The organism is Pedobacter sp. AC190 (assembly GCF_979258025.1).
Genome location: NZ_OZ409824.1, coordinates 2,601,088 through 2,615,545, shown reverse-complemented (window position 1 = coordinate 2,615,545; position 14,458 = coordinate 2,601,088). Strand labels below are relative to the sequence as shown.

The window sequence follows — 14,458 nt, the reverse complement described above, 5'->3', positions numbered from 1 at the left end:
ATGGTTATGCTGTAGATTTAAATATTAACAAAGGTTATTTACGTACTGAAGGGTAAGATTTATAGTAAACAGTTGGGCAGTTGCAGCCTTTTTTAAAAATGCCACATCCACTTAAACCCAAAAGAGCGACTAAACAGATTAAACTAATTGCTTTTTTCATTGAAATTTAATTTATGTAATAAAACATAACTAAAAACCGCCATAAAGCAGCCTAACATATCACAGGCAAAATCCCACCACTCGCCAGAGCGATAAGTAAAAACTTTCCATTGTAGTAATTCTATACCCCCACCAATTAAAACGTTAATCAGAATTATTTTAAAAATAGTTAAGGTTCTGAAGCCGAAATTGTGTTGATAAGCGATTTTACCGTAAAAAAGTAAAACGGAAAGGATAAAGAAGAAACCCAAATGGGTCATTTTATCAAAACCCGTAAAGAAAAAGCCAACGCCATTGCTCTCGGGCATTCTTATATTACAAAGCACTAAAATAACTATAGTCCAGAATATGGCCCATTTTTGATGTTTTAGTGCTTTGTACAAAGTATTTTTCGAATTAAGCGCCAACTAGCGACTGGTAAGCTTCTGCATTAAGTAGACCTTCAACTTCTGCTGAATCAGATAATGAAACTTTTACCATCCATCCTTTTCCATAAGGATCAGAATTTACAAGTTCTGGATTATCATTTAATTCTGCATTAATTTCTAAAACAGTTCCCGTAACAGGCATAAATAAATCTGAAACAGTTTTAACAGCCTCTACAGTTCCAAAAACCTCATCTTTAGCAACTTCAGTACCTACGCTATTAATATCAACGTAAACGATATCACCTAATTCGCGTTGTGCGAAATCAGTAATACCAATAAATGCCTCATTGCCTTCTACTTTAACCCACTCGTGGTCTTTAGTATATTTTAATTCTGATGGAAAATTCATTTGTCTTATATTAGTTTGTGTCAAAGTTAAAGATTAAGTTGGAATGTTGAAATCTTAGGCATTGAAATGTTACGCTTAAATTTGCCTATTTTAATTTAAAGTAAATCTCAAGCTAAATCCGAAATTGCTGAACGATGTATTAAAAGTTTGAGAAGTATAAGGCTTGGTAATGTTCGAATCATAGAATAACTTAATATTAAACTTCTGGTTTAATACATAATCAACACTTGGCCTTAGCGTAATGTTTTTAGCTCCCGAAGAAACTTCTGTTTGTGCAACATCTTCATTATTTCGATCTGAAACCGTCCGATAAATTACCGTTTTATTATCTCTAATGGCGACATCCAATTTAAAATCCATATTGTTATCCATTTTTAAGCTCTTAAACCAGCCAAATGGAAAACGGAATTTATTTGTACGATAGCCTAAACCCAATACCACATTATTTTCTGATAGTTGTGCAAGCTGACTATTCGACAAACTCAAGCCTAACAAACGCGATCGGTTTAACTCAAAGGTTGCAGTTACATTGTTTTTCAATCTGGTATCTACCCCAATTAATGGCGAAAAGTATTCGGAAACTGTTACCTGCGCAAATTGGAATTCAGGTAAAAAGTTATTATTTGCATCTCTGCTACTAACAAAACCATCATTTTCCTGGTAACGTAATAGTGAATTATAACCATTTATATTATACGCAGAACGATAACCGTGCTTCAAATCTACCGATGAGAATCGATCGGCTATGAAAGCAATTTTAGTTAAGCCACTATATGTTAAGGTCCAGTTTGGTAGCGGAATTCTTGGAAACGAATTTAATTTCGCCCCCCCCGCATCTTTGCCCGAGTATGCAGCAAGAAATGCCGATATGATTACATCCTGACTTTCTTTGCCATAGCCATCAGCAAAACCATTTGTATTACCTGCAGAATTCGGATTTTGTGCACCTAAGCGTTGAGAAATAATTAACCTATTCGAGATAAAACGATTATATAGGGTAGTCATATTACTTGCATTATTCTCTTTAAAAGCTGTACCAATAGCGATATATGAAATACTATAATCGCCCGTAGTAATTGCACTTAGGTTTTCGAAAGATGATGCAGTTGCCACATACCTAAAGTTAGTTGAAAAGTTTCTGGTTTGTGCTCGGTTAGCCCTTAAGGTTATCCTTAAATCTCTTATTGGCTCCAGCTGACTCGTTAGTTGAAAATCTTCGCGAAGTGTATTTACATACATTTGAGTTTGCAAGGTATCGGTCGTTAGCCAACCATTGTTCAGTGCCATTTCGCGAATATCTCTCTGGCTTCCGAAAGCAAAGCCTAAACCTGGAGCACCAGTTACATTATCTATACCGAAATAACTTGTTTTAGGTAAGTAACCTGGTAAAAATATCCCCTTGGTTTGAACATAATTTACATTTACATTCTTAATGCTTGTTAACAGGTTTATAAAGAATTTCTTGGCGCCTCCGCCCTCCTGGTCGTTTGATATATCGCGAACAAAACCAAATTTATTGTAAAGTGTAGTTAAATTTAAAGTTGGATTAACCTGAATATTACGACTATTCTGCACCGTATTACCTAAGTTAATATTTGGATCGCGTAGCGTTGATAATGGTTCTGTTTGCCAGTTAAAATTAGTGCCGTACTTGGTTAAAATCGTAATCCAGTTTAAACCAGGAATTTTATTAATTGGAACAGCATACGTTACGTTCAGGTTGTGATTATAGTCGGTAGTACGGCCCAATCGTTTAAGATTTTCCCAAACTGTATCACGCTTTAATCCGTCAATCCTGCCATCTGGCTCATCAATAATCGAATAGTTAGTCGCATTAAAATCCAACTGCAGCGATTTGGTTAAATTCCATGCGATACCGTAAATGCGGCTCATTCTGAAATTCTTGTTAAACGTTGTACCATAGCCACTCTGAAAAATCGGAATCGAATTATTCGGGTCGTTATTTCTTAAAGTATTTTCAGAATAAAGTCTATCTACATCAATCCTGAAGTTAATTGCACTTGGCAAAATACTAAAGTTAAAATCTCTAAGTATTGCAAGCATATTCGATTTAATAATTTTCTCGAATGGGGCATAACTTTTAGCTTCTTTAGAGTAGCTGTACTGCAATGAACCTCTGTAAGTATTCTGAATACTGCTTTGATTTATAAAATCGCGATGGTTGTATTGGGTGTAAGCGTAACTTGCCGCGAAGTTTTCAATATCCCACAACCTAACAGGCTTGTTATTATTGGTGCGCTCTTTACGCACATTGGTAAAGTTTATCCCGCGGCGAACTGTATAATCTTGCGCAAAATTTAAAATCGAGTCTTTCTGTTCTTTTGTTGCCTGATCTAAAGCATTTTTAAGTTCTATATCGGGTGTTTTAGGGTTATATTGTGGCGTAGAAACCTGTTTAGAATAGCTTACATACATTGGAATCTTCACGCCCGATTTTTGGGGCAAAAACTTACCCAATTCTACTGCCGATGAAACATCTAAAAGCGTATTATCAGCACGATTACGTTCGCTAACTTTCGAATCGATAGAACCAAAACCAATAGTAGATTTACTACCCGAAATATTTACATCAGCAAAATCTGCAAGTTTTAAATTCAATCTTGCTGTTGCAGCCCAGCCACCACGTTCATCAAACTCGGTTAACCTTAATTCATTAAACCAAACCAAAACACTTTTATCTAAGCCATCATCACCTTCGGGATTAGTTTGACTTCTTAAAGGGTTTTTAACGCCCAACATGTAAACCCTAACCTTGCTCATATCTGGCTGACCTTTAACAATAACCGTACGAAGTCCGTCAGAATATGTAAAAGGAACATTTATTGGCCATGGCTGTCCGTTAGCTTGTTTTGCTACATTACGGGCTAATTTTGCATTCTGGAATAACAATAAATCAATATCCATTCGGTTTGCTTCTGGCCAAATCGCATCTGGGTCTGTTGTGCCTGGCGTGGTAATCCTTAGAGGCATTACATATTCGTAGTAATTATCCTGATTATCCGTTCCGATTCTTAAAAATGCCGCAACATCGTTATTATTTAGAATTTGATTATTAATGGCTTCAGCATGAATATACATTTCCAGATGTTTGTAAGAACGGAAATCACTATACGCTGTTTTAAATGCCGCCCTTCCGTAGCCATCTCTTAAATTTTTCACCGTAACCGATAGAGATTGCTCGTTTAACTGCGTATCCCCACGATAGTTACTATAATCACGCTCGCGAACAATGCCTGGAGGCGTTACATAAGGTATTGGCGAACGTTTACCATTCTCTTCAATATTTACCGTAGAAACTTCAATTATCGAATTATCTGGTGTTAAAGCTGGCAAAGCAGGATCTACGATAACCTGATCTGCTGTATTCGTTGCATTATACTCCCGCCACTCACCTCTTATTAACTGTAATTTTGCAAAACGCATTACTGCAGTATCTGCAAAATTGGTCATAAACATTCTGAAAAAACGAATGGATTTAAAATCCTGAATGTTACCAACTTTTTGTTGATACTGCCCGATTGGTATTCTAAACTGATACCACGAAACAGCTTGACTGTTTCCATTCGCTAGTTTAACCTGAGAAATAACTTTATCCGTAATAAAATTCTGGCCAACGTTTAAATCGCCAGGACGCATTGAAACCTTATATTGAAAATACTCATCGCTCTGTGTCATGTTATTATCGCGATTAATATCTTCTCCGTCTGGCAATGAAGTTGAAGCTGAGTTTTCTATCCCTAATTCGTCTTGCGATTGTTGCGAAGTTTTTGAATTCCCCTCTGTCCCGTTATATTTTTCGTAGCGTTTTAAAATACCAGCATTTGCCTGATCTAAAAGCGGGCCACGGAAATACGCATAATCATCAGACGATGGATCGGCATCTATAATTGCTGCTGCCGCAGGATTTAATTGTGCCTTTATGGTATTAATTGCAGCTGCAAATTTTGCTCTTTCACTTTGATTCGATAAACCATCCAAACCAACATCCTGAGCTTTACGTACATTTGGATCGTTATCAAAAGCCTGAACGACTGGTTGAAGTTTTGGCACTCTTCCCCAGACGGTTTCATCATACTTGGTATTATCATCAGTTTCTGGCAAACCGTTTTCTAATGATTTACGACCATCTTTTAAAATGTCTTCAGAAATATTACCTAAATTAAAATATACATCTCCACCAGCAGAATTTGGCTTATAAATAAATGGGTCCATAACCCAAAATTCAATAAAACCAATATTTAATGCTTCAAAATCATTTGTTTCTATTTTACGTTGAAAACCTGCCCAGTTATTTCTCGGATTAAGGAGATCGCCATCACGATTAAAACCAGTAGTACGGAAATTGTAAGGTCCGCGAACGGTTGGGTAGTAGGCAACATCTAAAGTGGTAATATTTAGCGCCTGACCAGTAGCCGTTTGTTTAAAAGGAAAAACTTCCTGCTCAATAATCTGCCTAACATAATGATTAGAAAGTTCGTTTCTATTATTACGAATGTTTACAGGTGTGGTTGAAGCAGCCGAATTGTAGAAAGTAGGATCGATGTTGTAAAACGCAACCCTCGCCCGGTTATAGCCATAAGCAAGATCGTTTACCAGTTGAGATTCAGAGAAAAGTTGCGGTGTACCAGATAACTGCCAGGAAATAGCACTTTTTAAATCGACAACAGATCTTGCAGCTTCAAAATCATCAAGATAACTTACACCATTTTTACTGCCAGCAAAATTTAAGGCCCTTGGGTGCCCTGGAATTAACTGAGCATACTCTCCATAAAAAGTTACGCTAGAGGGAGCTTTTGTAGAAATAAATGGGATCTTATCAACCATTTTGGTTAAAAACCTCGATGGAGAACTGTAATTAATATCGGCACCCCAAATGGTATTTGAAATGGGTTCTTCACCAATATTTACCTTTTGTGTTAATGGTTTCTCGGTAAGGTTCATAATTGTACCACCAAGGTTAAGCTTATTGTTTACCCGATAATCTAACCTGGTTCCAAACAAAGAGCGTTGCTGTAAACCGAAAAGTTCGTTATTTTCTGTTGTAATTCTAATCGGCTGCCCAGAAGTTAATAAAGCCTGGTTGATAACACTTACTCGTCCCCCCTGATAATCAACCGTAAAATCTACACCTTCAGTTAAAGGCATTGTACCTGCAAAAACTTTAACCGATCCTTCGGGAACATTAATTGCATTTAAGCTAAACTCAGAAGAAACATCCGACTGGTAATTACCCTTAATAATGTATCTGTTTTTATTTTGAAACAATTGTTTTGCAATGGTTTGAGTAGAATCATATAAAGCCATAAAAGTATATTTATCAATTAAGGCTTGTTCTGCTGGTAAAAACTTTGCTGCCAAATCTTTACCAAAAGGCTCGATAATTGGAAAAATAATACGTCCGTTTGCTGGATCTATAGTGATATAACCTGTATTGGTATTACTCACCAAAGAAGCAAGCCCCGTTGTTGAAAGGTTAGAACCAAAGGTGCTGCTGCTGTTAGCTGTGTAAGAATTAGATGCCGAACCAAAAGCATTATTAGCGGGTACAAAATCGAAAACACCATCCGATTTTCGTTCATTTTGCTGATTTAAGCGATCGAATTCTACCAGGTTTATCCACTGTTTATTTGCAGTATTTACGCCTTCGGTCATCACTGGGTTTTCTACACCACTTTCATTATCAATCCTGTAAATATCTAATCTAAAATTTTGACTACTAATTTGATAACCGCCAATCGAATAGATGTTTTTCATCATTAAATCCCAGGTTGGCAGATTAATTTTTGTGGTTTCGTTTTTCAGCAGTTTTGTGTACAAAACCTTTGGAGTTGTAGCATCGAAAGTTACATCTGTAGAAAACTCTCCAACCTGATATTCTATTCCGTTATAGGTATAGCGGTAAGCAACCGCCAAAACCTCATCAGAATTTAAAGCATTATTTAAAGAGATGTAGCCCAATTGCGGTTGAAACGTGAATTCTCTATCCGTTAGTTTTCTGGCATAGGTAAGTTTTGCAAAGTTATCCGTTGCACCATTTGCCTGAAAATATGAAATTACATCGTTGGTATTTGTGAACCTGGCACCTGCCGGAAGACTTTGTAGCAAATTATTCGATTGCTGAGGGAAACCAGTTGCAGTTGTTCCGCCAGGCAAAGCAGAGCCACCGCCTGTGATTTGGGCAGTATTGTATGGTACATTTTCACCTAAATCAAGGAAACCTAAAACATCCCGAGAATCGGTTGTACTGCCTGATTTATTGGTGATCCAAACTTCAATTTTTGTGATTTGAATTGGTGAGGTAATAATCGGAGCGTTAGCCAGATTCTTATTATAATTCGCCCTAAAATATTGCGATAAAAAGTAGTGGCGGTTCGCCTCATAATTATCAGCACTTAAACGAAACTCGTTAGATTGCGCTCCATTTGTTATTCTAATTTCTCTCGACTGAGATTTTTGTTGCGTATAAACACTCGTTACATTAAGTTTACCAAATTGAAGTTGAGTTTTTAATCCGAATAAGGCTTGCGTTCCTGTAATTAAACTTGTATTAAGTGGTAAACTAACGTTACCTGCTTCAATTTTCTTAATGATATCGTCTGGTCCGCCCGTGTAATCAAGCTTAATCTGGTTTTCAAAATCAAATTGCGCCTCAGTATTATAGTTACTTTTAATTTTTAATTTCGTACCAATATTACCAACCAAATCCATCTGAATCCGCTGGTTAAAATCGAAATTTGTTTGAACGCGTTGGCGCTCATTAAACAATGGATTTTCGTTTTTATTAATACGCCCTAAAAAAGTAAGTTCTGCTTCTCCCCGTGGTTGGATATCAATTGTGGTACCTCCAAATATTTTCTCAAAAGCTTTGCTGTTTACCTGTATTTGAGGAATAATCCCTGTATTACGAAAATCGCTAACTTCGGCATTCGAAATACTTCGCCAATTTCCCCTTTTAATTTCAGTATTCAGCAATCGCTGGTATTCATCAATAGTTAAATACTGGGTATTTGTAACATACTTATCTCCAACAAGATCTTTTACAATATATCTTTTGTTCTTTGCATCGTATTCTACAACCCTTTTTAAATTATTTGGGAGTGGATAAAACGGATTAGTTGTAGGACTAAGCCCTAGCAATTGCTTTTCGCGAAGGCTGAAATTATTTTTAGACATAGCGGTATCCGCTTTGCCAATAACAACCTGAGATAAGGCGTTTTTAGTAGCAAATAGAAGTGGGATGAGAATTAATAGGGTAAATATTCTCTTCAAAGGCGGTTAGATCTATAAGTTTTTTAAGGCGTGTTTAATTAGCTGCTCTACCGAAAGCGTTCCCTCTGTTACCTTTAAAATCTGATCGATAGTTTTTTCGGCTGTTTGTTTGGCGAATCCGAGCATCACTAATGCTGATAACGCTTCATCTTTAACCGTATTGTGTTGAGGCATAGAAATTAATGAATCTACCCCTTCTTTTTTTAATTTATCCTGTAACTCTAAAACTAATCGCTGGGCGGTTTTAGCACCTAACCCTTTAATGCGCTGTATTAAAGCATAATCCGCCTTAACAATTGCTGTTTGAATTTCTACAGGTGTAATAGAAGATAATATCATTCTTCCAGTATTTGGACCAATACCAGAAACAGATATTAAATGTAAAAATAAACGGCGTTCGCCTTCCTCAGCGAAGCCGTATAAAGTATGTGCATCTTCTTTAACATGTAGCCAGGTGTAAAGTTTACAACGTTCAGCATCACCAAGGCTACTATATGTATTTAAAGAGATGTTAATATGATAGCCTATACCGCCAGCTTCAACCACAACATAAGCTGGGTTTTTAAAAGTTAATTTACCGTCAATATAGGCGTACATTATTTATGTTTTTAAATTTAACTATTCAGTTGAAAACAATTTATTTTTTAGTTGTGCTTTTTGCAAACACCCCTTTGCGTTTTGATCCGCCAGCTAATTCTTCTTTAGCCTGAACATCTACAACGGCAATAGTTACCATATTTACAATTTCACGAACAGAACTACCCAACTGAACAATATGCACTGGTTTATTTAAGCCAAGCAAAATTGGTCCTACGGCTTCAGCGCCGCCTAATTCTTGTAATAGTTTGTAAGCAATATTGCCCGACTCCAAGTTAGGAAAAATTAAGGTATTTGCTGGTGCATCTGCTAATGTACTGAAAGGAAAATTATCTTTCAATAACTCATTATTAATGGCAAAGTTACCTTGCATTTCTCCATCTACAACAATTTCTGGATGTTCTTTATGAAGAATTTTTACCGCTTTTCTAACCTTTTCAGGCACAGCACCATCATTCGAACCAAAGTTTGAGTATGAAAGTATAGCAACACGAGGTTTAATGTTAAACTGTTTTACCGATTTCTCAACCAGCAAAGTAATATCAACCAGTTCCTCTGCAGTAGGATCTACATTAACAGTTGTATCGCCAAAAAAAACAGGGCCTTTTTCAGTCATCATCATGTACATACCTGCAACACGTTTAACCGAAGGATCTACACCAATAACATGTAATGCAGGTTTAATTGTGCTTCCATAATCTTTGGTTAAACCCGAAATCATAGCATCAACCTCACCAAACTCTACCATCGAAGCACCGAAATAGTTACGATCCCTCAAAAGCTTAATCGCATCTCTTTCTGATATTCCTTTACGCTGGCGTTTCTTATAAAGTGCATTAGCGTATTTTTTGGTTTTTTCAGGCTCCTGCATCTGATCGATAATCTCAACACCATCCAGCTCCAAAGCATGGCCATCAATAATCGCTTGAATTTTTTCCTTATTTCCTAAAAGGATTGGAATAGCGATCCCCTCATCTTTAACAATCTGAGCAGCCTTTAAAATTTTATAGTTATCAGCCTCTGCGAAAACAACACGTTTAGGATCGGATTTAGCCTTATTCGTAATCGAACGCATAATTACATCGTCCAAACCTAAGCGTTTTCTTAGCTCCTCGCTGTAAGCATCCCAATCGGTAATTACCTTACGGGCAACACCACTTTCAATAGCAGCCTTTGCAACCGCAATCGAAACTTCGGTAATTAACCTGAAATCGACTGGCTTAGGAATAATATAATCTCTACCGAATTTCAAGTTACGTGCATTGTAAGCCAAATTAACCGATTCAGGAACCGATTTTTTAGCCAGTTCTGCAATTGCCTTAACCGCCGCAATTTTCATTGCCTCGTTAATGGAAGTTGCTCTAACATCTAAGGCACCACGGAAAATATACGGAAAACCTAAAACGTTATTAACCTGATTAGGATAATCAGAACGGCCAGTAGCCATAATGATATCTTTTCTGGTTTTCACAGCCAGTTCGTAAGCAATCTCTGGATTCGGGTTTGCCATTGCAAAAACGATAGGGTTTTTTGCCATGCCAACCAACATTTCTGGTTTAATAACATTACCTGCTGATAAACCAATAAAAACATCGGCACCCTTCATGGCTTCGCCAATATCCTTAATGTCTTTTCTATTGGTCGCAAAACGCATCCGCATTTCATCCAGGTCAGTACGGTCATTAGTAATTAGCCCGTTAATGTCGAACATTACTAAATTCTCTGGCTTTACGCCCAAAGAAAGGTACATTCTCGAACATGAAACCGCAGCAGCTCCTGCCCCGCTTACCACAACCTTAATTTTATCTATTTTTTTCTTCTGAATTTCGCAGGCATTAAGCAATGCTGCACCAGAAATAATCGCCGTTCCGTGTTGGTCGTCATGCATTACAGGAATATTCATTTCCTGCTTCAACCGACGCTCAATCTCAAAACACTCAGGCGCTTTAATATCTTCTAAGTTAACACCACCAAATGTTGGTTCTAGTGCTTTAACGATTTTAACAAAATCATCAACATTTTTAGTATCCAGTTCTAAATCGAATACATCTATATCTGCAAAAATTTTGAAAAGTAAACCTTTACCTTCCATAACTGGCTTGCCCGCTTCGGGTCCAATATCGCCCAGCCCTAAAACGGCTGTTCCATTGCTAATTACGGCAACTAGATTCCCCTTGGCAGTGTATTTATAAACATCTTCTACGTTTTCTGCTATTTTTAAACAAGGCTCTGCAACACCCGGCGAATAAGCCAAAGTTAAATCTCGTTGCGAAGTTGTTGGTTTTGTTGGTACTACTTCTATCTTTCCCGGCCGCCCTTGCGAGTGGTAATCAAGCGCATCTTGCTTTCTGTTTATATTACTCATTAAGTAACTTATTAGTGACGGCGCAAAGGTACAATTCTTTTCATCAGGCTTAAAATAAAATATCCAGACAAGCCTTTTAATTCTCGACAGCTTACGTTCATCAAGTTATTTTGCTAAATGTTGTAGATTAAAATAATTAGTAAAGCAATATCACTGCAAGATAAAACGTCAGTCCTTCTTTCCGCTAAATCTTTTTGTTCATTTTAATACAAAAGTTTATGTTTCTTCAACGAAAAGTATATCGCTGCAATAAGGTTTAGAAACAATGGAAATGCCTCTATAATTAATGAAGAATTTTAAACGCCGATTGAGTAAATTCTATTACCCTTTACTGATTTTAAGCACCATACCAGTTTGTAAACCAGCTTTTGCCAAATTATTATCGCGTTTTATGCTTTGAACTGTGGCGCCATCAAATTTTTCGGCAATTTCAGAAAGCGTGTCGCCTCTTTTAACCTTGTAACTTAAAAATGAAGCTGGAGCCTTTAAAACAGCCCTTTTGCTTGTATAAATTTTGAGTCTTTGACCAGGAACTATTGTTTTGCTCTTTAATGCATTCCAAACTTTTAAATCTTGCACTTCGACACCGTATTTATCGGCAACACTATTTAAGCTTTGGCCAGAAGTAACTTTATGATAAAGCACCGCTGTAGAATTAACAGTGGCGGCTTTTCTTTTTCTTAACTCGCGAACATCATCGGTATTCGCCTGAATAACCTGCATTTGGTTGTCGAGTTCATTATTATTCAACACATCATACAACCCTGCTAAATCGGCACCTTTTAGCTTTGGCAAAATTAATCGCTTTGGTAAATCAGAAGTTCCGTTTACAATTTTCTTTTTATAGGATGGGTTTAATGCAAATAGCGATTCATCTTCGATATTCAAAATTTTTGCTAAAGCCGATAAGGAAACAAAATGATTAACCTGCATTGTATCTGTTTTTAAAAACAGTTTGCTTGCCTGTTCAGTTATTTGGTGTTTACTTGAATAATTCATTACATAAACAGCTGCAATAAATGCTGGAACATAGTTGCGGGTTTCTTTAGGCAAAAATTGCCTGATCTCCCAAAAATCTCTTGAACCAGCTTTATCAATTGCCCTGGTTACATTTCCTTTTCCGCAGTTATAAGCCGCAATAGCCAGCAACCAATCACCAAGTTCCTCATAGGCATCTCTGAAGTAAGCCGCCGCAGCATAGCTGGCCTGTACAGGATCTTTACGTTCATCAACAAAATTATCCATTTTTAAGCCATAGGCTTTGCCAGTACCAAACATAAACTGCCAAATACCTGTTGCACCAACCTTAGAAACCGCATGCGGATTCATTTGAGACTCTACAATAGTTAAATACTTAATCTCCTGTGGAATATTATAATCTTTTAATGCCTTTTCGAAAATTGGGAAGTAATAGCCCGATAAGCCCAGCATTTTGCCAAACATATCTTTACGCTTAGCGTAAATATCGATGTATTGCTGGACGTATTCATTATGCGGAAGCGGTACAGCACGTTCAATAGAATCTAAACGAAGTTTATAAATATAATTCTGGCTCGAAAGAAGTGGATTTTCTAAAGCAAGTGGAACAGTAGTCGTATCTGTATTGATAAAAATATTGTTCTGAATTTTGTGCAGGCTGTCTATCTTTAAAATCTGCTGTGCAAATGAGTTTGTTGTAAATCCCGTTGAAACACAAATTAAAGCAAAAAGTATTTTTTTAATCATGGGCTATTTGGTTTAATTAGCATGTCATTTCGTTTGCCAATGGTTTGTGCCCTCACAAACCAGAATTTCAATCTTTAATTTGCATAAAAAACTGCTGCGTAACCCGAAATGACGACTTATGATAAAAATGCATGAGAAAAAGCCAGTAACTGATCTTCCTCAAAATGTTTGGCTATAAATTGAATACTTAACGGCAAACCTGATTCATTATTGCCCAAAGGCAATGCAATTGCAGGATTACCGCTTAATGAAGGTAAAACGGTAAAAATATCGGCCATATACATAACCAAAGGATCTTGCATATTATCGCCAATTTTAAAGGCTGGTGTTGGTGCCACTGGCGATAAAATCAAATCGTAATCTTCAAACAAAACATCCAGTTTTTCTCTGATCAATCTACGAACCTGTTGTGCCTTTTGATAGTAGGCATCGTAATATCCCGCACTTAAAACGAAAGTACCTAAAAGAATACGACGTTTTACTTCATCGCCAAAGCCTTCAGCCCGTGATAATTTATAAAGTTCGTTTAAGGATTTAGCTTCGGTGTTACGATGTCCATAATGCACACCATCATAACGGGAAAGATTTGATGAAGCTTCGGCAGTAGTTAAAATATAATATGCCGGCACTAGGTAATCCAGCAAATCAAAAGATACATACTCTACCGTATGTCCTTTTGCTTTTAATTCTTCTATCGATTCTAATATGGCAGCTTTAATCTCGGGATCGAGCGCTTCGCTATCAATCGTTTCTTTTAAGACTGCAATTTTTTGTTTTTTACTCCTGTTTAAATGAGCAGGATAATCTGGCACGGATAAAGAAGAAACCGTAGAATCATGATCATCAGCTCCAGCTAAAACCTGCAAAAGTAAGGCAGCGTCTTCAACGCTTGAAGTAATTGGGCCGACCTGATCAAAAGAAGAAGCATAAGCGATTACGCCATATCTTGAAATACGTCCGTAAGTTGGTTTTAAACCAATCTGCCCACAAAAAGCAGCGGGCTGCCTAACAGAACCACCAGTATCAGTTCCTAATGCAGCAAGACACATATCTGCCTGCACGGCAACTGCCGAACCGCCAGAAGAACCTCCTGGCACAAGTTCTGGATTTACCGCATTACCTACAGCACCAAAGTATGAAGTTTCGTTAGAACCGCCCATTGCAAATTCATCGCAGTTTAAACGACCAATTATAATGGCATCTTCCTGTAATAAACGTTGTACAACTGTTGATGAATAAGGTGAAACAAAACCATCGAGCATTTTTGATGATGCTGTAACAATGTGATCTTTGTAGCAAATGTTATCTTTAATCCCGATAATCATGCCTGCAAGTTTACCTTGCGTACCTTCTTCTATCTTTTTTTGTACCACATCAGCCTGAACTTCTGCCGAATAAAAAAACACCTCGTTGAATGCATTGAGGTGTTCATTATTTTTTATTTGCTTAAAGTAATAAGCCAATAAATCTGGTAAAGTTAATTGCTTCTGCGAAACAAGCGTTTGTATCTCCTTAAGAGAGCTGTATTTCTTCAAAACTAAAAAA

The 14,458-nt window shown here is 37.1% G+C and carries 7 protein-coding genes; all 7 read right to left on the bottom strand.

Annotation, left to right across the window (positions count from 1 at the left end):
• Positions 1-143 precede the first annotated feature (143 nt).
• The 7 genes from ACZZZI_RS11495 to gatA all read right to left on the bottom strand — a co-directional run bounded on the left by ACZZZI_RS11495 (position 144) and on the right by gatA (position 14,448).
• Positions 144-542: a VanZ family protein gene (locus tag ACZZZI_RS11495; RefSeq protein WP_424056980.1), complete on the bottom strand. Its 399-nt coding sequence runs from the start codon at positions 540-542 to the stop codon at positions 144-146.
• 13 nt (positions 543-555) lie between these two features.
• Complete coding sequence (gene gcvH / locus ACZZZI_RS11490) at positions 556-936, bottom strand: glycine cleavage system protein GcvH (RefSeq protein WP_316755327.1); 381 nt, start codon at positions 934-936, stop codon at positions 556-558.
• 90 nt (positions 937-1,026) lie between these two features.
• On the bottom strand, positions 1,027-8,226 hold the full coding sequence (gene sov / locus ACZZZI_RS11485; RefSeq protein WP_463489494.1) for a T9SS outer membrane translocon Sov/SprA: 7,200 nt from the start codon (positions 8,224-8,226) through the stop codon (positions 1,027-1,029).
• Between the two features lie 12 nt (positions 8,227-8,238).
• A complete protein-coding gene (ruvA, locus tag ACZZZI_RS11480) occupies positions 8,239-8,823 on the bottom strand; it encodes a Holliday junction branch migration protein RuvA (protein ID WP_316755321.1) in 585 nt (194 codons plus the stop codon).
• Positions 8,824-8,863: 40 nt separating this feature from the next.
• Entirely contained in the window at positions 8,864-11,188 is a 2,325-nt protein-coding gene (locus tag ACZZZI_RS11475) for an NADP-dependent malic enzyme (RefSeq protein ID WP_316755319.1), read from the bottom strand.
• A 321-nt stretch (positions 11,189-11,509) separates the two neighbouring features.
• Positions 11,510-12,913 (bottom strand): lytic transglycosylase domain-containing protein, encoded by a 1,404-nt coding sequence (locus ACZZZI_RS11470; RefSeq protein ID WP_424056983.1) that lies wholly within the window; start codon positions 12,911-12,913, stop codon positions 11,510-11,512.
• 116 nt (positions 12,914-13,029) lie between these two features.
• Positions 13,030-14,448 carry an Asp-tRNA(Asn)/Glu-tRNA(Gln) amidotransferase subunit GatA gene (gatA, locus tag ACZZZI_RS11465; protein ID WP_463489493.1) on the bottom strand — a complete coding sequence of 473 codons (1,419 nt, stop codon included), beginning with the start codon at positions 14,446-14,448 and terminating at the stop codon, positions 13,030-13,032.
• Positions 14,449-14,458 lie beyond the last annotated feature (10 nt).

Excerpts from the sequence above, each read along its gene's own strand:
- gcvH (WP_316755327.1), bottom strand. The coding sequence starts at position 936 with ATGAATTTTCCATCAGAATTAAAATATACTAAAGACCACGAGTGGGTT.
- ruvA (WP_316755321.1), bottom strand. The coding sequence starts at position 8,823 with ATGTACGCCTATATTGACGGTAAATTAACTTTTAAAAACCCAGCTTAT.
- ACZZZI_RS11475 (WP_316755319.1), bottom strand. The coding sequence starts at position 11,188 with ATGAGTAATATAAACAGAAAGCAAGATGCGCTTGATTACCACTCGCAA.
- ACZZZI_RS11470 (WP_424056983.1), bottom strand. The coding sequence starts at position 12,913 with ATGATTAAAAAAATACTTTTTGCTTTAATTTGTGTTTCAACGGGATTT.